The sequence below is a fragment of the Pseudomonas sp. GW821-FHT03E01 genome (genome assembly GCF_059420765.1).
This window is the reverse complement of record NZ_JBWKUI010000004.1, coordinates 143,308-168,627: the sequence shown is the minus strand read 5'-3', so window position 1 is coordinate 168,627 and position 25,320 is coordinate 143,308. Positions and strand designations below refer to the sequence as shown.

General features: G+C 60.6%; 23 protein-coding genes. 11 read left to right on the top strand and 12 right to left on the bottom strand.

What is annotated here, in order from left to right; translation table 11 throughout:
- Window positions 1-12: 12 nt before the first annotated feature.
- The 3 genes from AC07VO_RS08565 to AC07VO_RS08555 all read left to right on the top strand — a co-directional run bounded on the left by AC07VO_RS08565 (window position 13) and on the right by AC07VO_RS08555 (window position 2,578).
- Entirely contained in the window at window positions 13-1,608 is a 1,596-nt protein-coding gene (locus AC07VO_RS08565) for a GMC family oxidoreductase (RefSeq protein WP_086944399.1), read from the top strand.
- A 115-nt stretch (window positions 1,609-1,723) separates the two neighbouring features.
- Window positions 1,724-2,203 carry a pantetheine-phosphate adenylyltransferase gene (gene coaD, locus AC07VO_RS08560; RefSeq protein WP_007939322.1) on the top strand — a complete coding sequence of 160 codons (480 nt, stop codon included), beginning with the start codon at window positions 1,724-1,726 and terminating at the stop codon, window positions 2,201-2,203.
- Between the two features lie 123 nt (window positions 2,204-2,326).
- Window positions 2,327-2,578 carry a YfhL family 4Fe-4S dicluster ferredoxin gene (locus AC07VO_RS08555; protein ID WP_003195146.1) on the top strand — a complete coding sequence of 84 codons (252 nt, stop codon included), beginning with the start codon at window positions 2,327-2,329 and terminating at the stop codon, window positions 2,576-2,578.
- Between the two features lie 57 nt (window positions 2,579-2,635).
- On the opposite strand, the gene AC07VO_RS08550 is transcribed toward AC07VO_RS08555, so the two are convergent.
- The 3 genes from AC07VO_RS08550 to AC07VO_RS08540 are packed head-to-tail and all read right to left on the bottom strand — an operon-like array spanning window position 2,636 to window position 4,669.
- Window positions 2,636-2,959 (bottom strand): multidrug transporter, encoded by a 324-nt coding sequence (locus AC07VO_RS08550; protein WP_018928681.1) that lies wholly within the window; start codon window positions 2,957-2,959, stop codon window positions 2,636-2,638.
- 54 nt (window positions 2,960-3,013) lie between these two features.
- Entirely contained in the window at window positions 3,014-3,826 is an 813-nt protein-coding gene (mutM, locus tag AC07VO_RS08545) for a bifunctional DNA-formamidopyrimidine glycosylase/DNA-(apurinic or apyrimidinic site) lyase (RefSeq protein ID WP_018928680.1), read from the bottom strand.
- A gap of 30 nt (window positions 3,827-3,856) precedes the next feature.
- A complete protein-coding gene (locus AC07VO_RS08540) occupies window positions 3,857-4,669 on the bottom strand; it encodes an HDOD domain-containing protein (protein WP_173861133.1) in 813 nt (270 codons plus the stop codon).
- 232 nt (window positions 4,670-4,901) lie between these two features.
- Between AC07VO_RS08540 and AC07VO_RS08535 the strand changes: the two genes are divergently transcribed.
- From AC07VO_RS08535 to ilvD, 5 genes are all read left to right on the top strand, one after another.
- Entirely contained in the window at window positions 4,902-6,098 is a 1,197-nt protein-coding gene (locus AC07VO_RS08535) for a class I SAM-dependent rRNA methyltransferase (RefSeq protein ID WP_017341306.1), read from the top strand.
- Window positions 6,099-6,538: 440 nt separating this feature from the next.
- Window positions 6,539-7,618, top strand: coding sequence for a SagB family peptide dehydrogenase (locus AC07VO_RS08530; protein ID WP_086944397.1), 1,080 nt, complete (start codon window positions 6,539-6,541; stop codon window positions 7,616-7,618).
- The gene (locus AC07VO_RS08525) at window positions 7,615-8,592 is read left to right on the top strand and encodes a diiron oxygenase (RefSeq protein WP_086944396.1); all 978 of its coding nucleotides are present in this window, start codon (window positions 7,615-7,617) and stop codon (window positions 8,590-8,592) included. Before AC07VO_RS08530 ends, AC07VO_RS08525 begins: the two co-directional genes overlap by 4 nt.
- Window positions 8,585-9,805, top strand: coding sequence for an MFS transporter (locus AC07VO_RS08520; protein WP_086944395.1), 1,221 nt, complete (start codon window positions 8,585-8,587; stop codon window positions 9,803-9,805). The genes AC07VO_RS08525 and AC07VO_RS08520 overlap by 8 nt, the downstream gene beginning before the upstream one ends.
- Before the next feature lie 257 nt (window positions 9,806-10,062).
- A complete protein-coding gene (ilvD, locus tag AC07VO_RS08515; RefSeq protein WP_018928674.1) occupies window positions 10,063-11,904 on the top strand; it encodes a dihydroxy-acid dehydratase in 1,842 nt (613 codons plus the stop codon).
- A 91-nt stretch (window positions 11,905-11,995) separates the two neighbouring features.
- Here ilvD and AC07VO_RS08510 read toward each other — a convergent pair whose 3' ends face one another.
- Window positions 11,996-13,063: an HAD family hydrolase gene (locus AC07VO_RS08510; RefSeq protein ID WP_018928673.1), complete on the bottom strand. Its 1,068-nt coding sequence runs from the start codon at window positions 13,061-13,063 to the stop codon at window positions 11,996-11,998.
- 238 nt (window positions 13,064-13,301) lie between these two features.
- Here AC07VO_RS08510 and AC07VO_RS08505 point away from each other — a divergent pair, with 238 nt between their 5' ends.
- Window positions 13,302-14,693: an L-cystine transporter gene (locus tag AC07VO_RS08505; RefSeq protein WP_192350804.1), complete on the top strand. Its 1,392-nt coding sequence runs from the start codon at window positions 13,302-13,304 to the stop codon at window positions 14,691-14,693.
- 44 nt (window positions 14,694-14,737) lie between these two features.
- Here the strand turns inward: AC07VO_RS08505 and AC07VO_RS08500 are convergent, their stop codons facing one another.
- Complete coding sequence (locus AC07VO_RS08500; RefSeq protein WP_086944393.1) at window positions 14,738-15,250, bottom strand: dihydrofolate reductase; 513 nt, start codon at window positions 15,248-15,250, stop codon at window positions 14,738-14,740.
- Window positions 15,251-15,335: 85 nt separating this feature from the next.
- Between AC07VO_RS08500 and AC07VO_RS08495 the strand changes: the two genes are divergently transcribed.
- Window positions 15,336-16,715: a DUF2868 domain-containing protein gene (locus AC07VO_RS08495; protein WP_086944392.1), complete on the top strand. Its 1,380-nt coding sequence runs from the start codon at window positions 15,336-15,338 to the stop codon at window positions 16,713-16,715.
- Window positions 16,708-18,084, top strand: a complete 1,377-nt coding sequence (locus AC07VO_RS08490; protein WP_086944391.1) for a GTPase/DUF3482 domain-containing protein — start codon at window positions 16,708-16,710, stop codon at window positions 18,082-18,084. Before AC07VO_RS08495 ends, AC07VO_RS08490 begins: the two co-directional genes overlap by 8 nt.
- Window positions 18,085-18,094: 10 nt before the next feature.
- On the opposite strand, the gene AC07VO_RS08485 is transcribed toward AC07VO_RS08490, so the two are convergent.
- The 7 genes from AC07VO_RS08485 to AC07VO_RS08455 form a co-directional block, all read right to left on the bottom strand.
- Window positions 18,095-18,520: a hypothetical protein gene (locus AC07VO_RS08485; protein WP_064620988.1), complete on the bottom strand. Its 426-nt coding sequence runs from the start codon at window positions 18,518-18,520 to the stop codon at window positions 18,095-18,097.
- Window positions 18,521-18,605: 85 nt separating this feature from the next.
- Complete coding sequence (locus AC07VO_RS08480) at window positions 18,606-19,172, bottom strand: phosphonate degradation HD-domain oxygenase (RefSeq protein WP_086944390.1); 567 nt, start codon at window positions 19,170-19,172, stop codon at window positions 18,606-18,608.
- On the bottom strand, window positions 19,172-20,305 hold the full coding sequence (locus AC07VO_RS08475; RefSeq protein WP_086944389.1) for a TIGR03364 family FAD-dependent oxidoreductase: 1,134 nt from the start codon (window positions 20,303-20,305) through the stop codon (window positions 19,172-19,174). The genes AC07VO_RS08480 and AC07VO_RS08475 overlap by 1 nt, the downstream gene beginning before the upstream one ends.
- Window positions 20,306-20,366: 61 nt before the next feature.
- On the bottom strand, window positions 20,367-21,392 hold the full coding sequence (locus AC07VO_RS08470) for a putative 2-aminoethylphosphonate ABC transporter substrate-binding protein (protein ID WP_086944388.1): 1,026 nt from the start codon (window positions 21,390-21,392) through the stop codon (window positions 20,367-20,369).
- 32 nt (window positions 21,393-21,424) lie between these two features.
- Window positions 21,425-23,149, bottom strand: a complete 1,725-nt coding sequence (locus AC07VO_RS08465) for a putative 2-aminoethylphosphonate ABC transporter permease subunit (protein WP_086944387.1) — start codon at window positions 23,147-23,149, stop codon at window positions 21,425-21,427.
- Window positions 23,149-24,225: a putative 2-aminoethylphosphonate ABC transporter ATP-binding protein gene (locus AC07VO_RS08460; protein WP_064620994.1), complete on the bottom strand. Its 1,077-nt coding sequence runs from the start codon at window positions 24,223-24,225 to the stop codon at window positions 23,149-23,151. The genes AC07VO_RS08465 and AC07VO_RS08460 overlap by 1 nt, the downstream gene beginning before the upstream one ends.
- A gap of 227 nt (window positions 24,226-24,452) precedes the next feature.
- Window positions 24,453-25,316: a LysR family transcriptional regulator gene (locus tag AC07VO_RS08455; protein WP_086944386.1), complete on the bottom strand. Its 864-nt coding sequence runs from the start codon at window positions 25,314-25,316 to the stop codon at window positions 24,453-24,455.
- Between the last annotated feature and the right edge of the window lie 4 nt (window positions 25,317-25,320).

Sequence of the window (25,320 nt, the reverse complement as noted above, 5' to 3'; positions counted from 1 at the left end):
GAGAACCCGAACATGCCCGTACCCGATCCGTTTCGCGAAGGCCTGGCCCGTGGCTGGAAAACCTATAACGGTTCGCAATTGCCCCAGGACCTGACCCTCGAAGCGGATGTGGCGATCATCGGCAGCGGTGCCGGCGGCGGAACCACCGCCGAAATCCTCAGCGCCGCAGGCTACAAGGTCTTGCTCATCGAAGAAGGCCCACTCAAGACCAGCAGCGACTTCAAGATGCTCGAAGATCAGGCCTACACCAGCCTCTATCAGGAAGGCATCGGGCGCATGAGCAAGGACGGTGCGATCACCATCCTCCAGGGCCGGGCGGTGGGCGGTACCACGCTGATCAACTGGACTTCGAGCTTTCGCACCCCGGATCAGACGCTCGAACACTGGGCCAAAGAACATGACGTCGTAGGCCACACACCGGCCGAGATGGCGCCCTGGTTCGAGAAAATGGAACAACGCCTGGGCGTCGCCCCGTGGCTAGTGCCGCCCAACGCCAACAACGACGTCATCCGCAAAGGCTGCGAAAAACTCGGCTACGCCTGGCATGTGATCCCGCGCAACGTGCGCGGCTGCTGGAACATCGGCTACTGCGGCATGGGTTGCCCGACCAACGCCAAACAATCGATGCTGGTCACGACCATCCCGGCGACCCTGGAAAAAGGTGGCGAGCTGCTCTATCTAGCCCGCGCTGAAAAGTTGTCGATCAAGGACGCCAGGGTCACGGGTCTGCACTGTGTGGCGATGGATGAGCGTTGCGTTGCCCCTACCGGACGCACAATCACGGTCAAGGCACGGCATTACGTGCTGGCCGGCGGCGGGATCAACAGCCCGGCGCTGCTATTGCGTTCAGAGGCGCCGGATCCCCATGAGCGACTGGGAAAACGGACGTTCCTGCATTTGGTCAACATGTCCGCCGGGCTGTTCGACGAGGTGATCAACCCGTTCTACGGCGCGCCGCAGTCGATTTATTCCGACCATTTCCAGTGGCAGGACGGCATCACCGGCAAGATGTCCTACAAATTGGAGGTCCCACCGCTGCACCCGGCGCTGGCCACCACCCTGCTCGGTGGCTTCGGCACGGAAAACGCCCGGCACATGGAAAACCTTCCGCATACCCACGCCATGCTGGCATTGCTGCGAGACGGCTTTCACCCGGACAGCCCCGGCGGCAATGTCGAATTGCGCAGTGACGGCACGCCGGTGCTCGACTATCAGGTTTCATCGTATGCCTGGGACGGGTTGCGTCGGGCGTTCCATAGCATGGCCGAGATCCAGTTCGCCGGTGGCGCCAACGCCGTGATGCCGATGCATGCCGACGCCCGTTACGTCAGAACCCTCACCGAAGCGCGTGCCTTGATCGATGGATTGAGCCTTGAGCTGTATCGCACGCGCCTGGGCAGTGCTCATGTAATGGGCGGTTGTGCCATGGGTGAAGACCCGAAAAACGCCGTGACCGATAGCCTCGGCCGACATCACCAACTGCACAATCTATCGATTCACGACGGCTCGCTATTCCCCACCAGCATTGGTGCAAACCCACAATTGTCGGTCTACGGACTGACGGCACAACTGGCGAATTCACTGGCCCAGCGTTTGAAAAACCCATGAAAACGAGGAATATTCCCATCGTCTATAGTGCTTTCTTACCCAACAGGCGACTTGGCCGACCGGGAAGGCTGCGATACCATCCGACTCCCCAACGGACTCCCGCCAGGACGACGCGATGAACCGAGTGTTGTACCCAGGTACCTTCGACCCTATTACCAAGGGCCATGGCGATCTGGTCGAACGCGCCTCGCGCCTGTTCGATCACGTGATCATCGCCGTCGCCGCCAGCCCGAAGAAAAACCCGCTGTTTCCCTTGGAACAACGTGTGGAGCTGGCCCGCGAGGTCACCAAACATTTGCCGAACGTTGAAGTCGTCGGCTTCTCGACGCTGCTCGCGCATTTCGCCAAAGAGCAGAACGCCAATGTGTTCCTGCGTGGTTTGCGCGCGGTGTCGGACTTCGAATATGAATTCCAGCTGGCCAATATGAACCGCCAACTGGCACCGGATGTGGAAAGCCTGTTTCTTACCCCGTCCGAGCGTTATTCGTTCATTTCCTCGACACTGGTCCGTGAAATCGCGGCCCTGGGCGGCGATATCACCAAGTTCGTCCACCCGGTGGTGGCCGATGCCCTCACCGAACGCTTCAAAAAGTAGGCGCTGCCGAAGGCTGCGATCTGCTGCACTTGATCGCGCCCGCGTGCACTGCGGGCGCCAATGCGGCACAATTGTGCGCATTGGTTTATTGCGCCAGGGCCTGCCGCCCCGGCTGGAGTTAGCATGTCCCTGATCATCACCGACGATTGCATCAACTGCGACGTCTGCGAACCCGAGTGCCCGAACGCCGCCATTTCCCAGGGCGAAGAGATCTACGTGATCGACCCGAACCTGTGCACGCAATGTGTCGGCCACTACGACGAACCGCAGTGCCAGCAGGTCTGCCCTGTGGATTGCATTCCACTGGACGAGGCCCATCCGGAAACTGAAGAACAGTTGATGGAGAAGTACCGGAAGATTACCGGTAAGGCTTGAAAGCCTGGAAAGATCGTCCGAAGGCGGCCCGAACCTTCGGACGATCTTTTTTATGCCTCACTCCCGCTGCTCAAACCCTTCCCCGACGCACCCCAGACACCGCACAAACGCCGCTTTCGCCGGGTCGACCACCAGCGCCTGCCCTGCATCGCCAATGCCGCCGCCCAGCGCGGTAAATGGCAGCGACACCACAAACGCCCCGGCACCGATCACTGTCGCCACCACCAGCAACGGTCGGGCAATCAGCAGATCGCCAAGCATGGCGTAGGCCGGTGGATTCTGGATGGTGTAACGCGGGTCGCCGCTGCCGTTCTCAGTAGCCAGCGTGGGCGCAGCGATGCTCAGCAGCAGCGTGACGACAAAGGTTCGAAACAGATTCATGGCACGGTCCTTCGGCTAGGCAGTGAGAACACTGACTATAGACCGTAGCCGATATCAGCTCTGACAGCGCGGACAAAAGACACTGGCGCGCTGCCCGAGTTTGACTTCCCGCAGCCCCGTGCCACAGACCTTGCAGTGTTCACCACCACGCCCGTACACGAACAGCTCCTGCTGGAAGTACCCCGGCTGGCCGTCGCCGCCGATAAAATCCCGCAACGTGGTGCCGCCCCGTTCGATGGCGAGCGCCAGGATGCGCTTGATCTCGATCGCCAGCTTCAAATAACGCCCCCGGGAAATGCTCTTGGCCTCGCGGCGCGGGTCGATGCCGGCAGCAAACAGCGCTTCGGTCGCGTAGATATTGCCGACGCCAACCACCACCGCGTTGTCCATGATGAACGGCTTGACCGCCATGGATCGCCCGCGGGACAGCTGGAACAGACGCTCGCCATCGAACAGATCGGTCAACGGCTCCGGCCCCAGGCGAACCAGCAGTTCGTGATTCAGCGGGTCCAGACTCCAGAGCATCGCCCCGAACCGACGCGGGTCCGTGTAACGCAGGGCCAGGCCCGATTCCAGCTCGATGTCCACATGCTCATGCTTGGCCGCCGGCAAGCCAGCTTCCACCAGCCGCAGATTCCCCGACATGCCCAAATGGCTGATCAACGTGCCGACTTCGGCATTGATCAGTAAATACTTGGCCCGCCGTTCCACCAGCACGATGCGCTGGCCCGACAGCCGCACATCCAGGTCTTCGGGGATCGGCCAGCGCAGACGGCGCTCACGCACGATCACCCGGCTGACGCGCTGGCCTTCCAGGTGCGGTGCAATTCCGCGGCGGGTGGTTTCGACTTCCGGCAGTTCTGGCATGGGGCTCTCGAATCAGGCGAGGTTCGACACTCAACGTGTGGCGAGGTCGCGAATTTCTTGTTTCTGGGTTTCGAAATCGTATTCCGATAGACCGATGTAATCGAGCACCAGATGCCCGACATTGTTCCATTCGTGGTCTTCGGCCTGGTTGCCCAACACCCGATAGGAGGCGCAAATGTGCTCGGCCATCTTCAGGATTGCCAGCAGGTTTTTCAGCGGCGTATTGCGGCATGACTCATCGCTGAAAATGGCCAGGGCATTGTGATGGTTGGCAATGGCCTGGGTGACATGTTCCGGCAGACGCCAGGACTTGGCGGTGTAATACCCGACCACGGCGTGGTTGGTGTTGTAGTGCTTGTTCTCGGTATCCACCACGCGGCATTCGACGCTGGCGTTGGCATAGGCCTGCTCCAGCACTTTCATGTAATCGGGGAATTTCTTGAGCATCAGCGGAATGCCGCAATCGTGGAACAGGCCCAGCGCATAAGCTTCATCGCCAGCCTGGACACCGACGCGCTTGGCCAGGCTCAGGCAGGTCATCGCCACGTCCTGCGCCGTGTCCCAGAAACGGTTAAGGGTGACGATGGTCTCGTCGTTCAGCTCGCCCTTGATCGACTGCGCGTTGATCAGGTTGATGATCGAACGACTGCCCAACAGGTTTACTGCACGCTGGATCGCGGTGATCTTGTTACTCAAGCCGTAGTACGGCGAATTGACGATTTTCAACAAGGCGCCCGAAAGGCCTGGATCCTGGGAGATCAGTTTGGCGATCACCTCCAGGTCCGGGTCGGGCATATATTGCTCCATCTGCAGATCCACCATGATCTGCGGCTGGGCCGGCACACTGATGCCTTGCAGGGACTGTTGAATCTGTTCAGAAGACAGCTCTTGGGACATAAGTACGCACTCCGGGTCAGGCGGGGATTCTAACCCTTAAAAAGATCGATCCGACAGCCAGTCAAACTCAATCCATATGTGTGCGGGCCCGCGATGGCGCCATGCGCGTTTCATCGTCCGTCAAACCCGCCACTCCCTCAACACGCTATACTCCCGCTCTTTTTTCCGGAGCGACGTCATGTCCCTGCCTAGCCTGCGCCTCAAAGCCAACGCCGACCGACGCCTGCGCAACGGTCACCTGTGGGTCTACAGCAACGAAATCGATGTAGCCGCCACCCCATTGCACGGCTTCAAGGCTGGCGATCAGGCGATCCTCGAAGCCGCCGGCGGCAAGCCGCTGGGCATCGTTGCCATGAGCCCGAACAATCTGATCTGCGCCCGCCTGCTGTCGCGCGACATCAAGTTGCCGCTGGACAAATCGCTGCTGGTGCATCGCCTGAACGTCGCCCTGTCGCTGCGCGATCGCCTGTTCGACAAGCCGTTCTATCGTCTGGTCTACGGCGACTCCGACCTGCTGCCAGGCCTGGTGGTCGACCGTTTCGGCGACATCCTGGTGGTCCAGATCGCTTCGGCGACCATGGAAGCTCACAAAGATGACGTGATCGCGGCCCTGACCCAAGTGCTCAAGCCAAGCGGCATCCTGTTCAAGAACGACTCCGCAGCCCGTGACGCCGAAGGCCTCAACCGTTACGTCGAAACCGTGTTCGGCCTGGTGCCGGAGTGGGTGGCGCTGGAAGAAAACGGCGTGAAGTTCGAAGCGCCGGTCATCCAGGGCCAGAAAACCGGCTGGTTCTATGACCACCGCATGAACCGCGCGCGTCTGGCACCTTATGCCAAAGGCAAACGCGTGCTGGACTTGTACAGCTACATCGGCGGCTGGGGCGTGCAAGCGGCCGCCTTCGGCGCCAGTGAAGTGTTCTGCGTCGATGCGTCGGCCTTCGCCCTCGACGGCGTCGAGCGCAACGCCGCACTGAACGGTTTCGCCGAAAAAATGACCTGCATTGAAGGCGACGTGTTCGAAGCCCTCAAAGAGCTGAAAGCCAGCGAAGAACGTTTCGACGTCATCGTGGCCGACCCTCCTGCATTCATCAAACGCAAGAAAGACATGAAAAACGGTGAAGGTGCCTACCGTCGCCTGAACGAACAAGCCATGCGCCTGCTCAGCAAGGACGGCATCCTGGTCAGCGCATCGTGCTCGATGCACCTGCCGGAAGACGATTTGCAGAACATCCTGCTGACCAGCGCCCGTCACCTGGACCGCAACATCCAGATGCTGGAGCGCGGCGGACAAGGCCCGGATCACCCGGTTCACCCAGCCATTGCCGAAACCCGCTACATCAAGAGCATTACCTGCCGTCTGCTGCCAAACAGCTGAGTACGCCGGTTTGACGGGGAGCCGACAGGCTCTCCGTCAGCCATTCTGACGCCGCGACATCTCCTCTCCCGCCCCATCGTCTTACTCTTGCAGTCCTACAAACTTGCAGGACGTTTCCCTGCACATTTGATTTGAAAGAATATAACTTACAAACTTTCTCCAACCCCAAGACCGCTCCGACAAAATTACTGGAATATTCCTACTTAATCCCCCCTTGATAAGAGCCTATTAAAGCCTATGATTGAGTTGTCACCTCGAAGTGACACTCACTATCAAATGACAAGGAGTCAACAACATGAAAGCAATTACTCTGGAAGCTAACAAAATCGCCAACCTGGCTTTTCTGGTTGCACCAAAAGCCCGCTAAGTAAATGAGACGCTGGGGAGTGCCGGCTACCCAGCGTGTTCTATGGCACCCGTCCAGAGCGAACCGCCCCACCATGCAGATAAACCCATATTTATTCATACTTCCTCGCACTCCTGGCCAAATAGTCTGGGATTACAAAAATCACAAACAATTTGAACTAAGCCTTGAGTACTCAAGCAGACTTACGCAACTAATCAACAACCCCGAACTTTATAACGACAGCAACATAGTTGACACTCAACTCCTGAACGCAGGAATACTGACAACATCAATACAAGGTACTGTTGAATGGGGCTGGGATGAACTGTCGAAGATATTCCATATCGGTACCAAAAACATCCCCTGCGAACATATCCCTCAGGATATTCATGAATGGTCCAGACACTACCTGGACCACTGCACCGAAGTGCTGGCCGCTCCTGCGCCGAGCAACCGGCCCACAGAACGCCAGGCGCGGGAGCTGATTGGCCTGCCAAAGCCTTCCTGCCTGCCGGAAGGGTCTCTTGCCAACGTCCTGATCGGCCGAAAAACCTGCCGCACCTTCACGGACGCAGCAGTTTCACTGGAAGCTATCGGCACGCTGCTTTACCTGTCCCTTGGCTACTTGCATGAGCGCGAAAACGATGTCGACGAAACCCTTGTCGAAGGTCTCGATGCCCGGCGCAGCAGCCCATCCGGTGGCGGGCTGAATGCCTGCGAAGGCTTTCTTCATGTACACAACGTCAGCGGCCTGAAACCCGGGCTCTACGCCTATCACCCCACCGACCACGCCTTGAGTTTCGTCAACCCGACACCTGACTCACCACTGGGGCAGTTGCTGTGTGGACAGCACTTCATCAACAACCTGCCCGTGGGCCTGTTCATCACCAGTCGGTTCGACAAGCTGTGGTGGAAATATGAACACTCGCGAGCCTACCGAATGGCCTTCGTGGAAGCAGGGCATATCTCGCAAACATTCCAACTGGTGGCCACTGCACTGGGGTTGAACACCTGGCTGACGGGGGCGCTGGCCGATGATCAGGTCGAGGTCTTGCTGGGGATCGAGAACAGCGCGGAACAACCTTTGTTTTTTGTCGGCTGTGGCTACAGCGACGGACAAGTGATGTGCAAGGAATTGAAAGATCTTCTGAGCAGTCGGGAGCCGCAACAATGACCACTCCCATCATTGCCCCGTTGGAGCAGCCCGTGTCCTGGGCTCATCGTTACACCCTGGGCGACTGGAATACCCGTGCGTCAGTGCGCACCAGCGAACACGACTATCTATTACCACCAGACCTGGAACAGCAACTGGAAACGCGCCACTGGTTTCCTCCAGGCTTCCTGGCTTACCTGACTCACCCGGCCATCCAGGCGGCAGGTCAAACCGTCATCCATCGGTTGTCGGCCAGTCATCTGGTGTACTTCCTCGACTACACCACCTTGCTTGAGCACCGCATCGTCAACCGCTCCGTGGAAACCATCATCCATGATGAACTGAACGTCCACATTCCCGCACGAATGAAGACCGCCGCGCTTCAGCTTTATACCGACGAGGGTTATCACGCCCTGTTTTCCAACAGCCTTGCCGAGCAAGTAGCCAGTTTCTACGGGATCAGCCGACGTCCGGTCATGCCCCACCGCATCATGCGATTGAACGCCCTGCTTGACGGCGCCCCGGAAAGATACAGGGCGCTGGCCTGGTTCCTCGTCGGGTTCGTGTCGGAGACGATCATTGCCAAGGAACTGCTCGATGTCTGCCGTAACGACCTGGTTTCCAGCGTCCAGGCAATGCTCAGGGATCATCTGGCGGACGAGGCGCGCCATAGTCGCTATTTCTCTGAAGTGTTCCATTACCTGTGGCTGACGCTGAACAGCCCTCAACGCACGTTTGTCGCCAAAGCGCTGCTGGACATCATCCGGATGTTCTTCGAAGCCGATGAGCGATGGATGCGCGAAAGCCTGCTCAGCGCGGGTCTTGGCGAGACCTCCATCACGGAAATTCTTGGCGGACTGACCAGCCCCCAAGCCACCCATCAACGGGCGCGATCCGGTGCTGGCGCAACGCTTCAGGCGTTAAAAAAGGCTGGTTTCTTCGACCTGCCCTCCAACCAGCAACTGTTCATGAAGGCAGGGCTTATCGATGGCTGAAGGACAATCCGCGGCGACCGTCAAACAACGTCGGGGGGCGGTCAGCCTTTTGTTGGCCATGGTACTGCTTGGCGTGTTCCCGCTGGATGTCCTGCTGCCCTCTTTCCCGGCGCTCGCCGAACACTTTCGCAGCACACCCGCCGACATTGCGCTGTCGATCAGTCTGTTTGCCGTCGGCATAGCGGTCTCCCAACTGCTGATCGGGCCGCTGTCGGATGTGATCGGGCGCAAAGGACTGTTGCTCGCTGGAATAACCATCTCGATGCTGGGTGCAGTGGGCTGCACGCTGACCACGGACTATGTTCACTTCCTGTTGTTCCGTGTGATTCAGGCACTCGGCTGCGGGTGTTTCGTGCTGTCACAAGCATTGATCCAGGACCTGTTCGAGGGCGAGGAGCGTGACCGCTTGCGGATCCTGATGGTGACTGCCACCGGCGTTTTCATCTCGGTCTCACCGTTGGCCGGCACGTTCCTGCAAGCCACGCTGGGCTGGCAGGGCAGCTTTGTGGTGTTTATCGCACTGGCTGGAATAGTACTGCTCAAGGCCTGTTTTTTTCTCGAAAACACTCGGCCTGCGGCAACCAGGGCGCTATCGAATATCTTCCAGCCCTACCGCCGGGTCTTGTGCGATGTCGACTTTCTGTCCTACTGGCTGATTTCAGCCTTTGCTTTCGCCTGCCATTTTTCCTTCATCGTGATTTCGCCGCTGATTTTCATGGATCGACTGCAGCTATCGGCCTATGACTTCTCCCTGGTCCTGCTGGCATACGGCGGCGCCTACATTATCGGCGGCATGGTTGCGACGCTGCTGGGTAAACGTCTCAGTCCCGGCCATCAAGTCATCAGCGGGCTGAGCCTGATCCTGCTGTCCGGCCTGATCATGCTTTACCTCTCAAGCCACTTTGCGTTGTCCCCGATCACCGTCCTGGTACCGATGCTCATCTGTACCGCCGGCACCACCATTGCCCGACCGGCCGCCACGTCCAAAGCCATGAGCCTGTTCCCTGAAAATGCGGGAACTTCGGCGTCGGCCGGCAGTACGGTGATTTTCATCTGTGGCGGGTTGATCAGTGCGCTCATCAGCCTGAGCCCGGCCAACCTGCAATCCACGCTGGGATACAGCTTTATCATCCTGAGCAGCGTGGCGCTGGTACTCAACAGTCGTATCCATAGCCGAGCCAAGAGCCCGGGAGCCAGCCCAAGCGTCGAATAATCCTGCCAGTCGTCATCCCACACGCCCCGTCAGCACTGGATCAACGTTTTCCGGCATTCCCTCCTGACGCCAGCGGTGTAGAATCGCGAGATTCATCGCCAGTCATCCCCCGGCGGGTTTATGAGCTCAAGCTGAGGCGCGCGGCGATCCCGCAAAGTTATCGGCAACTTCCGGACACACGGCCATTTCTGAGTGTTCCAGACGTCAATAGAAGCTCACTTCCCTTTTGATACCTGATTTGCCGCCCGGAGTGCTCCATGCCTGATTACCGCTCGAAAACATCCACCCACGGTCGCAACATGGCCGGTGCTCGCGCACTGTGGCGCGCCACGGGGATGAAAGATGACGACTTCAAGAAGCCGATCATCGCTATTGCCAACTCCTTTACCCAATTCGTACCGGGCCATGTGCACCTGAAGGATCTGGGTCAACTGGTCGCACGTGAAATCGAACGGGCCGGCGGTGTAGCCAAAGAATTCAACACCATCGCCGTGGATGACGGCATTGCCATGGGCCACGACGGCATGCTCTATTCGCTGCCGAGCCGCGAGATCATCGCCGACTCCGTCGAATACATGGTCAACGCCCACTGCGCCGACGCCATTGTCTGCATTTCCAACTGCGACAAGATCACCCCTGGCATGCTGATGGCCGCCTTGCGCCTGAACATCCCGGTAATCTTCGTGTCCGGCGGCCCGATGGAAGCCGGCAAGACCAAACTGGCCAGCCACGGTCTCGACCTGGTCGACGCCATGGTGATCGCCGCCGACTCCAGCGCCTCTGACGAGAAGGTCGCCGAGTACGAGCGTAGCGCCTGCCCTACTTGTGGCTCCTGCTCCGGCATGTTCACCGCCAACTCGATGAACTGCCTGACCGAAGCCCTGGGTCTCGCATTGCCGGGCAACGGTTCGACCCTGGCCACCCACAGCGACCGCGAACAGCTGTTCCTGCAAGCCGGCCGCACCATCGTCGAGCTGTGCAAGCGTTACTACGGCGAGAACGACGAGTCGGTGTTGCCGCGCAACATCGCCAACTTCAAGGCGTTCGAAAACGCCATGACCCTGGACATCGCCATGGGCGGTTCCACCAACACCATCCTGCACTTGCTGGCCGCGGCCCAGGAAGCCGAGATCGATTTCGACCTGCGCGACATCGACCGCCTCTCCCGCCATGTACCGCAACTGTGCAAGGTCGCGCCGAACATCCAGAAGTACCACATGGAAGACGTGCACCGCGCCGGCGGGATCTTCAGCATCCTCGGCTCCCTGGCCCGTGGCGGCCTGTTGCACACCGACCTGCCGACCGTACACAGCAAGACCATGGCCGAAGGTATCGCCAAGTGGGACATCACCCAGACCAACGACGAAGCGGTGCATCACTTCTTCAAGGCTGGCCCGGCGGGCATCCCGACGCAAACCGCGTTCAGCCAGTCGACCCGCTGGGAAACCCTGGACGACGACCGTGAAAACGGCTGCATCCGCAGTGTCGAACACGCTTACTCGAAAGAAGGCGGCCTGGCCGTTCTGTACGGCAACATCGCGCTGGACGGTTGCGTGGTGAAAACCGCCGGTGTCGACGAGTCGATCCACGTCTTCGAAGGCAACGCGAAGATCTTCGAAAGCCAGGACAGCGCCGTACGCGGCATCCTCGCCGACGAAGTGAAGGCTGGCGACATCGTGATCATTCGTTACGAAGGCCCGAAAGGCGGCCCGGGCATGCAGGAAATGCTCTACCCGACCTCTTACCTGAAATCCAAAGGCCTGGGCAAAGCCTGCGCCCTGCTGACCGACGGCCGTTTCTCCGGCGGCACTTCGGGCCTGTCCATCGGCCACGCTTCGCCAGAAGCCGCTGCCGGTGGCGCGATTGGTCTGGTGCAGGACGGCGACAAGGTCCTGATCGACATTCCGAACCGCTCGATCAACCTGTTGGTCAGCGACGAAGAACTGGCCGCGCGCCGGGTCGAGCAGGACAAGAAAGGCTGGAAGCCGGTGGAAAAGCGTCCACGTAAAGTGACCACCGCTCTGAAAGCCTATGCCCTGTTGGCGACCAGCGCCGACAAGGGTGCCGTGCGTAACAAAGCGATGCTCGACGGGCTGTAATACTTAACCGTCGAACAAAAAAATGCCCCGCCAAGTGCGGGGCATTTTTTTGATCGTTCCCACGCAGAGCGTGGGAACGAGATCACAGCGCTTATTGAATCTCTTCCGGTTTGACGATCACCCAGTTCTTGTCCGCCGTCACCGCCAACCCTTCTTTCGCCTGGGCCGCTGCGTGCTTGGCCATCATGCCGTTAATCTGGGTCATGTACTTGTCTTTGCGGTTGACCCACAAATGGATGCCGCCCTTGGACACGTCGACGCTGTGGAACAGCATGTAACCGTCGCTGCTCGGCGTATCACCACCCACCAGGACCGGTTTTTTCCATTCATCGATGTAGGTCAGGATCGCCGCTTGCTTGCCGGCCATCCAGGTTGCCGGAGTCCACAGGTACGGGGTCAACTCGAGGCCAAGGTTGGCCTTCTCGTCATACTTGCCCGCAGTGATCTGCTTACGCGCCGTGGTCAGTTCACCAGTCTTGCGGTCCTTGAGCATCGTGGTCACACCGATCACGTTCTGCGGTTTGACGTTGTAGCCGTACTTCGGATCGGCAGCGACCATGCGCACCAATTCTTCGGAGGCAGCGGTCATCACGTAGACCTCAATGCCATTTTCCATCAGCTTGTTGTAGAGCTCGGCCTGGCCGGTGAAGACTTTCGGCGGCTGGACGTCGATGGTCTTGACCACATCGCCGTCGTAATAAGTGCTCGGCACCGGTTTGCCAGACGCCATCAGCTCATCGACGTAGCCCTTGAGCTCTTGAAGCGTGAAGCCGGAAAACACTTGGGCGACCCATGGATAGCAGACCATGTCGTCGATTTCGCAGAGACGATAGTAGTAGCTGAACAGGCTCTCCTTGTGGTCGGCGGTGTCTTTGAACGGGATCAGTTTCAGCGAGGGGTCGAGGCTCTCGCGGGTGATCAGGCCCTTGTTTTCCATGAACGGCAACAATGACTCTTCGAGGTCGTAGCGGTAACTGGTGTTGTCCATGTCGAACACCGCGAAGTTACCCTTGTTGGCATTGGCCGCGATCATCGCGTCCAGCGCCTTGGCCTGATCCGCTGGCCAGTGCTTCAGGTCGGTAGCGAACGCCTGGCCGGCAAGGCCAAGACTCAAACCCAATCCAAGTGCAGCAGCAAGAAATTTCGGTGCAAGCTTCATCGGCGTTTCTCCCCGGTTCAAAGAAATCGACGCTAACAAATAAGTGTGACAGTCCTCGCCTGCCCGCGACCGCTTGCATCCTGATTCCGTCAGCGGCATTCCTTATAGCGGCATTGGCTTATTCCAAAAACGACAGTTGACCGCTGTTTTTGATATTAAATCATTACATATCAAGCTGTTAGGCTCACCGGTTCGCAGTCACACACGAAGGTGGCTGGCACAAGTCTATGGAGCCTCTATGAATCTGCCGCTGATCCTCAATCTGCTGGTATTCCTCGCCTTGCTCTTTGGCCTGGCGCAAACCCGTCACACCACCTGGAGCCTGGCGAAAAAGGTGTTGCTGGCGCTGGTGCTGGGCGTGGTATTCGGTATCGCCCTGCACACGATTTATGGTGCGGGCAACCCGGTGTTGAAAGCTTCGATCGGTTGGTTCGATCTGGTGGGCAATGGTTACGTGCAGTTGCTGCAGATGATCGTGATCCCGCTGGTGTTCGCCTCGATCCTCAGTGCCGTGGCCCGTCTGCACAACGCTTCGTCGCTGGGCAAGATCAGCTTCCTGACCATCGGCACGCTGCTGTTCACCACCGCCATCGCGGCGCTGATCGGTATCGGCCTGACCAACCTGTTCGGCCTCACCGCCGAAGGTCTGGTCGCCGGCACCCAGGAAATGGCGCGTCTGCAAACCATCCAGACCGACTATGCGGGCAAGGTCGCCGACCTGAATGTGCCGCAACTGTTGTTGTCGTTCATCCCGCAGAACCCGTTCGCCGACCTCGCTCGCGCCAAACCGACGTCGATCATCAGTGTGGTGATCTTCGCCGCATTCCTTGGGGTCGCGGCGCTGCAACTGCTCAAGGATGATGTCGAGAAAGGTCAGAAAGTGATCAACGCCATCGACACCCTGCAAGCCTGGGTGATGCGTCTGGTGCGCCTGGTGATGAAGCTGACCCCATACGGCGTGTTGGCGCTGATGACCAAAGTGGTCGCCGGCTCCAACCTGCAAGACATCATCAAGCTCGGCAGTTTCGTGGTGGTGTCGTACATCGGCCTGGGCCTGATGTTTGTGATCCATGGCGTGCTGGTGTCGGCCGCCGGGATCAACCCGTTGCGCTTCTTCCGCAAGATCTGGCCAGTGCTGACGTTCGCCTTCACCAGCCGCTCCAGCGCCGCCACCATTCCGCTGAGCATCGAAGCCCAGACCAGCCGTTTGGGTATTCCACAGTCCATCGCCAGTTTCGCTGCCTCGTTTGGCGCGACCATTGGCCAGAACGGCTGTGCCGGTCTGTACCCGGCAATGCTGGCGGTGATGGTTGCGCCAACCGTGGGCATCAACCCGCTGGACCCGCTGTGGATCGCGACGTTGGTGGCGATTGTGACGCTGAGTTCGGCCGGGGTGGCCGGGGTTGGTGGCGGTGCAACCTTCGCCGCGCTGATCGTGTTGCCGGCCATGGGTTTGCCGGTGTCACTGGTGGCGTTGCTGATTTCCGTTGAACCGCTGATCGACATGGGTCGCACGGCGTTGAACGTCAGTGGCTCGATCACCGCTGGGGCGATCACCAGCCAGATCATGCAGCAGACGGATAAAGCGCTGTTGGACGCAGATGAGCATGGGGCGTTGGCTCAGGCTTGATTGGCGCCTGATGGATCGCTATCGCGGGCTTGCCCGCGATGCGCTCAGGCCTTCTCCCAAACCTCAAAGCTATACGCCGGTTTGTCGCCTTCTGCCGGATTCGGAACATTCGACACCAGCTTCCACTGGTTCACATCAAACTCCGGAAACCACGCATCCCCTTCCGGGCTCAGCGCCACGCGCGTCAGGTATAGCCGATCGGCCTGCTCCAGACCTTGCGCATACAACTGCGCACCACCAATCAACATCAACTCATTGGCACCCTGCTCCAGCGCCCATTCCTCGGCGCGAACCACGGCCGTCTCCAGTGACGGATAAACCTCCGCGCCTTCCAGCTGCAGATCCGCCTGGCGACTGACCACGATGTTCAACCGGCCCGGCAGCGGACGACCGAGGGAATCCCAGGTCTTGCGCCCCATGATGATCGGCTTGCCGAGGGTGGTGGCCTTGAAGTATTTGAAGTCCCCCGGCAAGTGCCAGGGCATGCTGTTGTCGACGCCGATCACACGGTTTTCACCGAGGGCTGCGATCAGGCTGAGGGGGAGTGATTTAGTCATGCCGGCGAGGATACCAGAGCCTCCCTTACCCCGATAAGCGTCACAGCGGTTATGCTCATCGCTCAATGAAGCGACGGGATGCCGCGTGACTGAACTGACGCCCCTGCAAAACCTCTGGCTGAGCGAAACCATACGCCTGCGTGAAGAACACGCCGGCCCCCTGGATGATCTGGAAGCCAACCGAGTCGCCCGTAGCGCCGGCGGCGACCTGCCGACGCGTATTCAATGCCGCGCCCGGTGGCTGGCCGAGCGCGACGGGCAGACCCGCGCCCTCAAACACTGGCTGCAAGGCGCGCGACTGGCGTTGATCGTGCTCGCCGTGCTGGCCGTGATCAGTGGCGCCGGCCTGGCGTTTGCCGCGCTGGGCGACGGCCAGTCCCCGGTCAATGTGTTCTGGGCCTTGGGCAGCCTGCTGGGGCTGAACCTGATTCTGCTATTGAGCTGGGCCCTGGGCCTTGTGTTCGCCGGCGAACAGGGCGCCGCTCTCGGACGCTTGTGGTTGTGGCTCAGTGAAAAACTCGCCCGCGATGCCAACGCCGCGCAACTGGCGCCAGCCCTGCTGCTGTTACTGCAACGGCAGAAACTCAATCGGTGGGCGCTGGGTGTGCTGGTCAACGGCTTGTGGTTGTTGGCGATGCTCAGTGCCTTGGTGATGCTGCTGACGCTGATGGCGACCCGGCGCTATGGCTTCGTCTGGGAGACCACCATTCTCGGCGCCGACACCTTCGTCGCCATGACCCAGGCCCTCGGCGCCCTGCCGGCCTTGCTCGGTTTAAGTGTGCCCAGCGTGGAGATGATCCGCGCCAGCGGCGATGCCGCGCTGAACATCGAAAGCGCCCGCCAGGCTTGGGCGGCGTGGCTGGTGGGCGTGCTGCTGGTGTACGGCGTGTTACCGCGTTTGCTGCTCGCATTGTTCTGCCGGTGGCGCTGGAAAACCGGCCAGGCAGCCTTGCATCTGGACTTGAACCTGCCCGGCTACGCCCAACTGCGCGAACGGCTGATGCCCACCAGCGAACGCCTGGGTATTAGCGATGCCGCGCCTGAGCAACTTCACCGGGTTGAAAACGCGGCCAGCGATCTGCAAAGCGATGGCGCACTGTTGGTGGCCATCGAGCTGGACGATCAACGCCCCTGGCCGCCGCAGCTGCCGAAAAGCGTCAACGACGCCGGCATCCTCGACAGCCGCGAATCCCGGCACAAACTGCTCGAACAGCTGAGTCGCTTTCCCCCGGCCCGCCTGGCCATCGCCTGCGATCCACGGCGTTCGCCGGACCGTGGCAGCCTCGCGCTGATTGCCGAACTGGCTCGCAGCGCCACCGCCACCCGCGTGTGGTTGCTGCAAGCGCCGCCCGGCGAAGCGCTGGATGCCGAACGCCTGGGCGACTGGCACGTTGCGCTGCAACAACTGGACTTGCCATTCGCCGATTGCGCGCCGTTGAGCTGGCTGGAGACGGGTCATGACTGATGCCTGGAAACGGCCATTGAAACTCGCCGTGGTCGGCCACACCAACGTCGGCAAAACCTCGTTACTGCGAACGCTGACGCGGGATGTCGGCTTCGGCGAAGTCTCCCATCGCCCCAGCACCACGCGCCACGTCGAAGGCGCGCGATTGTCGGTAGACGGCGAGCCGTTGCTCGATCTGTTCGACACGCCGGGCCTGGAAGATGCCATCGCCCTGCTCGACTACCTCGAGCGCCTGGAGCGACCCGGTGAACGCCTCGACGGCCCGGCGCGGCTGGCGCGCTTCCTTGAGGGCAGCGAAGCCCGGCAGCGCTTCGAACAGGAAGCCAAGGTGTTGCGACAATTGCTCGCCTCCGACGCCGGCCTCTATGTGATCGACGCTCGGGAGCCAGTGCTGGCCAAGTACCGCGACGAACTGCAAGTGCTGGCCAGTTGCGGCAAACCGCTGCTGCCAGTGCTGAATTTTGTCAGCAGCGCCCAGCAGCGCGAACCGGATTGGCGTGAAGCCCTGGCGCGGTTGGGCTTGCATGCCTTGGTGCGGTTCGACAGCGTCGCGCCGCCGGAAGATGGCGAACGCCGACTGTATGAAAGCCTCGCGCTGCTGCTGGAAAACTCCCGCGAACAATTGGAACGCCTGATCGCCGATCAGCAGGCCCAACGCCTGGCCCGTCAGCAGAGTGCAGCGCAGTTGATTGCCGATTTATTGATCGATTGCGCCGCCTGCCGCCGCAGTGTCGCCAGCGAGGCGGAGCAGGAACAGCAAGCGATCAGCGAACTGCGCAAAGCGGTGCGTCAGCGTGAACAACGTTGCGTCGAAGCCTTGCTCAAGCTCTACGCCTTCCGCCCACAGGACGCGGCGGCCAGTGACCTGCCGCTGCTCGATGGCCGCTGGGGCGATGACCTGTTCAACCCGGAAACCCTGAAGCAGCTCGGTGTGCGAGTCGGCGGTGGCATCGCGGCTGGCGCGGCGGCCGGGGCCGGCGTCGATTTGCTGGTGGGCGGCCTGACCCTCGGCGCGGCGGCACTGGCCGGAGCGATTGCCGGCGGCGCCCTGCAAACCGCCCGCAGTTACGGCAGCCGCCTGCTGGGCAAGATCAAGGGCCAGCGAGAACTGACTGTCGACGACAGCGTGCTGCGGTTGTTGGCCCTGCGTCAGCGACAACTGTTGCAAGCCCTGAACCAGCGCGGGCACGCGGCGATGGACAGCATTCAGGTCGCCACACCACAGGACAAAACCTGGCGCGAAGGCAAACTGCCGGAAGCGCTGAACAAGGCGCGGGCACATCCGCTGTGGTCGTCGCTCAATCCTCATTCGAAGGTGAATCAGGCGGAGCGGCAGGAGCAGGTTGAGGTGTTGGCGCAGCAGCTCTAACCAACGATCGTCAGCGCCAATCCAGTTTCAGAAACTCTTTGGCCAATGCCTTCACACGGCTACGATCGGTCCTGTTCGCTCGCCCGTCATTGTCCACATCCGAGCTCAACACCCACTCAAAAACCCCATCGTTATCCAGATCGCGGACCGCAGCCTTGTAGGCAATCCTCGGTCCGTCATGAAAATGCAGTCGTACCGTCTCAGGCGTACCGTCAGCGGATGGATTCTGCGAGAAGATGCGCAAGTGCCGCTCCTCAGCTTCATCCGCGTTATACCAGGCGCATTTCAAGTACGTCTTGCCAAACGACTTGAGCTGTTGACGATCCGCGTCCGTCGCCTCGCGCTGCAACTGTTCACCTTCAAAGAACTGGAAAACGACGGTATCTGCCGAGCCCTTCCCGCTTCGATCCTGTGCAATCACTTTCAAAAAATGCATCCATGCGCTCCTTTGCGAAAAGGCCAGATTGATGCTTCGACGCGCGTTGATCCATAAACCGATTCCCTATCGTGTGTCAGACAACTCAGCGCAGAACGCCGGACAACAGGCCCGCAGCCTTGCGTTTCAAGACGTCGAGGTCCATCACCGGCACGTCCATGTCCTTGGCGCACTCATCCCACTGACGCATCCGCAGACTGACCTCGCACAATGGATCGAGCTCAAAAGCCTCAGCCTCTTCAGCACTCATCACCCCACCCTGATACTCCAGCGTCCGCCGACTGGCTTCACTCAAACGCTCGTAGTACCCAGGCTCTCTGAGCGTCAGATAACGCTTGGCCTGCACGTGATATTCCACCAGCCGCGCCATGCGTTCGCTGAAACCGGCCCGACGCAAATAATCAGCGCCCAAACGCTCATGGCTGACCACCCCGAAGCCACCCATGCTCTCGACCCCCTCGGCACAGAGATGCCCGATGTCGTGAAAGAACGCCGCCAGTACCACTTCATCATCGAAGCCCTCGGCCATCGCCAGTTCGGCCGCTTGCGACATGTGCTCGATCTGCGACACCGGTTCACCGATGTAGTCGTGATCGCCAAACCGTTCGTACAGACCGAACACCTCGGCGATCACTTTCTGATGGCGGTCCATCACCTGTCTCCCAATAAGCTGGCGACATTACGTTCCGCCAACGCCGGCCCGACGCTCATGCCGACACCGGAGTGCATCAGCGCCACGCTCACACCCGGCATCGGACGCAGAAAAGAAAACGGGCCGGGGCCGCGTGAACCGTAAACACCCTGCCAACGCTCGACCACTTGCACTTTGCAGCCCAACGTCTGCTCGGCCAGTTCGAGCATCCAGTCGTCCACCTGTTCGGCATTGAACGGTGATGGATCGCTGCCGTAATGGTGGGAGTCGCCGATGATCAACTCACCGTACGGTGTCGGGCTGATCAGCAGGTGAATGCCGTTTTCATGCAGATGGGGCGCCTCGCGCAGAATTTGCGCCTGTACCGCCGCAGCTTCCGGCAGATCGGCGAAGGCGCCGTAGTGCACGCAACTCAGACCGGTGAGCAGTGCGTGTTGCAGGTTGAGGTTGATCTGCGGCCGGGCGCGGAGCATTTGCAGGCGGCAGATTTGCGGGTTGAGTTCGGCAATCGGCTCGGCCAGCAAAGTTTGATAATCGTGGCCGGAGCAAACGATGATCTGCTCGGCGCTGAAGGTGCCGGCGGTGCTGTGCAAGCGGCCCGGCTCGATGTCGCGCACCAGGGTGGAGAAGTGAAACTCGACACCCCACTCACGGCGCAGGTAGTCGATCAATGCCGGAATCGCCTCGCGGGAATACAGCTGTTGATCGTCCATGCCGTGCAACGCGGCGCGGTGATGGCTGAATTGACCGCCGTATAAATCCCGCAATGGGTTGCCGCGCAACAGCTCGACACGGTAACCGTGCTCCACGGCACGCCCGGCGCAGAAGGCTTCCAGCAGGTATTCTTCCGCTTCGGTACGCGCGAACAGGTACGAGCCGTTGCGCTTGAGGTGCAGGCCGGCAAGTTCTGCCCATCGGCCCCAGATTTCTCGACTGGCCCTGGCCAATTCGAGCATCGGCCCTGGTGGCTGGCCGGTGACCAGTGCCTGACCGAAGTTGCGTACAGATGCGCCCAATGGTGTGGCGCTGCGCTCGAAGACTTTGACCTTGAGGCCGCGCCTGGCGGCGGCATAGGCGTGGGACAGGCCTAGAATGCCGGCGCCGACGATCAGCATGTCGCTGTGGTGTGTCATGAAGATAATCCCGCTTTTTGTGGCGAGGGAGCTTGCTCCCTCGCCACAAGGTGTGAGTCAGTTACTTGGCAGCCACTTTCTCGGACTTGCCGTCATAGCGCTTGCGCCATTCAGTCAGGATCTCGTCGCGATTCTTCGAGGCCCAGGCAAAGTCGTTCTTGATCAAGCGCTGCTCATAGTCCGCCGGCAATTCGGTCTGTGGCTTGGCGATACCCGGTTGTGCGAGCACTGCGAAGTTCTCTTTATAAAGCTCCATCGCCGCCGGGCTTGCAGAGAAGTCGGCCAGTTTCTTCGCTGCTTCTTCATGCGCGGTGCCTTTGATCACGGCAGTCGCTTCGATCTCCCAGCCCAGGCCTTCTTTCGGCAGGATGATGTCCAGCGGCGCGCCTTGGCGCTTCAGTTGAACAGCCGGGTATTCGAAGGAAATACCGATCGGGAATTCACCGGCAGCGGCGAGCTTGCACGGCTTGGAACCGGAGTGAACGTACTGGCCGATGTTCTGGTGCAGGTCGTCCATGTACTGCCAGCCCTGCTTCTCGCCGAAGGTTTGCAGCCAGGCGCTGACGTCGAGGAAACCGGTGCCGGACGAGGCCGGGTTGGGCATGACGATCTTGCCTTTGTACTCAGGCTTGGTCAGGTCCTGCCAGCTGACCGGTTTGCTCAGCCCCTGCTTTTCGGCTTCGACGGTGTTGAAGCAAATGGTCGCCGCCCACACGTCCATGCCGACCCAGGCCGGTGGGTTGGCAACATCACGGTAGTTACCGCCGATCTTGCCCAGGTCCTTCGGCGCGTAGCTTTGCAGCATGCCTTGCTGATCGAGGATCGCCAGGCTCGATGCCGCCAGACCCCACACCGCGTCGGCTTGCGGGCGAGCTTTTTCGGCCAGTAGCTTGGCGGTGATGATGCCGGTGGAATCGCGCACCCACTTGATCTCGACGTCCGGGTTGGCCTTCTCGAAGGCTTCTTTGTAGGTCTTCAGTTGTTCGGCTTCGAGGGCGGTGTACACCGTCAACTCGGTTTTCGCAGCGAAGGCGTTCAGGCTGAAAGCGGTGAGGACAGCAGCGGCCAGGGCCAAGGGCTTGAACATGGTGCAATTCCTGTGTGAGTTGAAGGTGTGAATCAAAGACCGGGCGCGGTCTGCCGCCAGGCCTGGGAGCGGCGCAATAAACCGCGCGAGGCCCAGGCCAGCAGCAGGGACACGCCCGCCGAGGTGAACAGAATCAGGGTCGACATCGCCGCCGCACCGCCGACGTTGCCGGCGTCGTCCATGTTCAGCACCGCCACCGCCGCGAGGATGGTGTCAGGGCTGTAGAGGAAGATTGCCGCCGAAACGGTGGTCATGGCCGAGACGAACAGGTAGCGCACGATGTCCAGCAACGCCGGCAGGCAGATCGGCACGGTGACTCGCAGGTAATGCCGATACAGCGGCGCCTTGAGCGACAGCGCGGCGGCTTCGAACTCGGCGTCGAGCTGGCGCAGCGCGGTGGTGGCGGTCATTTGCGCGGTGGTCAAATAGTGAGCAATGGTGCAAACCACCAGCAGCGTCATGCTGCCGTAGAGCACATGCAGCGGATTGCCGCTGAGGTTGAAGAAGAAGACGTAACCCAGGCCCAGCACCAGACCCGGCACCGCCATCGGTACGAAACTGAGCATGCGCAGTGTCAGATTCAGGCCGCGCTGGCCACGGGTTTTCTCCATCAGGTAGGCGCCGGTGAAGATCAGCACGCTGCCGATCAACGCCGTGCACAACGCCATCTTCACGCTGTTGCCGTAGGCCAGCCAGCCGCCGCCCGCGGTGTCGTTGAACTGGTAATGGTTGAGCGACAGCGACAGGTTGTACGGCCAGAACTTCACCAGCGACGAGTACACCGCCATGCCGAACACCAGCAGCAACACCGCACAGATCAGCAGCACGATGGCCAGATAACAACCGTCGCGCAGCCTCGACGGCATTGGCTGAAAGACTTGCGCCCGACCACTCATGGAATCGCCATGACGCCGACGCAGCCAGGCGTCGACACCAAAGCTGAACAGCGCCGGCAGCAGCAGAACCATGCCGATCAGTGCGCCGCGACCGAATTGTTGCTGGCCGACCACCGCTTTGTAGGCTTCCAGCGCCAATACCTGATAGTCGCCACCGACCACCACGGGCACACCGAAGTCGGTGATGGTCAGGGTGAACACCAGACAGAACGCTGCGAACACCGCCTGACGCGTCGCCGGCCAAGTGATGCTGCGAAAGGCTTTCGCCGGGCTCGCGCCCATGCTGGAGGCGGCATCGAACAGTCGCGCATCCGCCAGGGACAGCGCTGACAGCAAAATCATCAAGGCGTGCGGGAAGGTGTAGATGACCTCGCCGAGCACAATGCCCCAGAAACCGTAGATATTGTCCGAGAACAGACCGCGCAACAGGCCCTGATTACCGAACAGATAAACCAGCGCAATCCCCGGCAACATCGACGGCGCCATCAACGGCAGCAGCGACATGCCGCGCCAGATACCTTTGCCGGGAATCAACGTGCGTTGCAGGGCGTAGGCAAACAGGTAGGCCAACGGTACGACAATCGCCGCCACGCTGAGGGAAACCTTCAGGCTGTTACCCAGCAACCAATGGAAATTCGCACCGGTCAGCAATTCACCGGCAGCCACCAGACCACCGCCCTGCCCGGCCTGCGAACTGAACCCGCGCCAGAAGATCGCCAGTAACGGCATCAACACTGCCACACAGAGCAACACCAACAACAGCAGCTTGCCGCCGACCACGAACAGCCGGTCGCCGATCTCGGCACGCGAGGCCTGCCGAAGCTGCTTGTGCGGTATCGGCAGCGCGACGTTCGCGCTCATCAGGCGAACACCTGCAGGCTACGCGGCGGCAAGGCGACCATGATCTGCTGCGCACCGAGACGCGGCATCGCTTCCGGCGCCAGTTCCGCCAGCAATGCATGACCCGGCAGCTGATCGAGTTCGAAGCTCATGCGGCAACGATTGCCGAGGAAAGTGATTTCGCGAACCTTGGCCGGGAACAGGTTTTCTTCATGCACCAGCGGGTTGACGTTGATCGCTTCGGGGCGGCAGAACAAGCGGCCCGACGCGGTTTTCGCACTGCCTTCGGCCAGGCGCATGTGCATCCCGCCGACCAGGGCATGACTGTCGCTGCTACGGCGGAACGGCAGCCAGTTGCCCTGACCGACGAACTCCGCCACAAACGGTGTGGCCGGGCGGTCGTAGATGTCCTGCGGTGTGGCGTACTGCTCGACCTTGCCGTTGTTCATCACGGCGATGCGGTCGGCCATCAGCATGGCTTCGTCCTGATTGTGCGTGACCATCAGGGTGGTGATGCCGAGGTTGCGCTGCAATTGGCGCAACTCGGTGCACAGATGCTCGCGGACCCGGGCATCGAGCGCCGACATCGGTTCGTCCAGCAGCAACAAGGAAGGGGCCGGCGCCAGAGCCCGGGCCAGCGCTACGCGTTGCTGCTGACCGCCGGACAACTGGCCGGGGTATTTTTTCTCGCTGCCGGTGAGGCCAACCAGCTCCAGCATCTGACCGACACGCTTGCGCACCTCATCGCGACCGCTGCCGGCGAGGCCGTAGGCGATGTTCGCTTCGACGGTGAGATTGGGAAACAGCGCGTAGGACTGGAAGAGAATGCCGTAGTCCCGGGCCTGAGGCGCCAGGTGGGAAACGTCGCGATCACCGAGGTATAACTCGCCGCTGTCCTGGCGCTCAAGGCCGGCGATGCAACGCAGCAAGGTGGTCTTGCCGCAACCCGACGGCCCCAGCAGACACACCAGTTCACCGGCTGCCACGTCGAGGGAAACGTTATCCAGCGCGGTGAACGCGCCGAAGCGCTTCTGCACGCCGCGCACTTTCATCGGCGCGCCGGGGTTGGTCAGGGCAGTTGCGATCGAGTGGTTCATGGACAGGCCTCATCAAGCAGATGAGGGCCATCCTAGGTTTGCAATGCGTCCGTCATGTGGCAACGAGGCAAAAACGGCCGATAGTGGTATTCAAGGATTTGGGTTGGGTAGAACGAGCGATGAGTAACCTGTGGCGAGGGAGCTTGCTCCCGCTGGGTTGCGAAGCGGCCCCAGAAAATGGGCCTGCTGCGCAGTCCAGCGGGAGCAAGCTCCCTCGCCACAAGGATCTACGCCGGGGCCATTTCCTGCGCCAGTCCGAGAAACGCCGCCGGCAGCCGGGCGCCTCTTCGCTCCTTGAGGCAGTACAGGTACTCGGGAATCTGCGGCGCATTCTCGAGGGTCAGCACCCGCAATTGCGGATCGTGCGGCACTTCCTGCCGCGCGATGATGCTGATGCCGATGTTGCGCAGCACCGCTTCACGGATCGACTCGCGGCTGCCAATCTCCAGCAGCGGCCCGAAACTCACCCCGGCACTGGCCAGCAACTCTTCGGTCAAGCGCCGGGTGGTCGAGCCCGACTCGCGCATCAACAAGGTATGCCCAGCCAACGCACTGAGCGGCACATGGTCATGCACCGCCAGCGGATGATTTCGATGCACCGCCAACACCAGCGGATCGCTGCCGAGCACCCGGCGAATCAACCGCGCATCGTCGAGCAACTGCGAGGACGCGGCAACATCGACCCGGTAATCCTCCAGCGCTTCGAGCACCTGCTGGGAGTTGCCGATTTCCACCGACACCTCCACCTGCGGCAAGCGCTCGCGAAAGGTCTTCACCAGATCGAGGATGTAATACGGCGCCGTGGCGGCGATGCGCAACGTGCCCTGGACCTGACCGCTGTTACGCAGGAAGAACTCGATATCGGCTTCCTGCTGCAGCAGTGCCTTGACCATCGGCAACAGCCGCGCACCTTCGTCGCTGACGCTGAGGCGGCGGCCGCCACGGTAGAACAGCTCAACCGAATACTGGCTTTCCAGGTGCCGGATCTGGGTCGTCACCGTCGGTTGGCTCAGGCCGAGCTTTTTCGCCGCCAGGGTAATGCTGCCCAGCCGGGCCACCATGTAAAACGCCTTCAGCTCGGCACTCAGCACACCC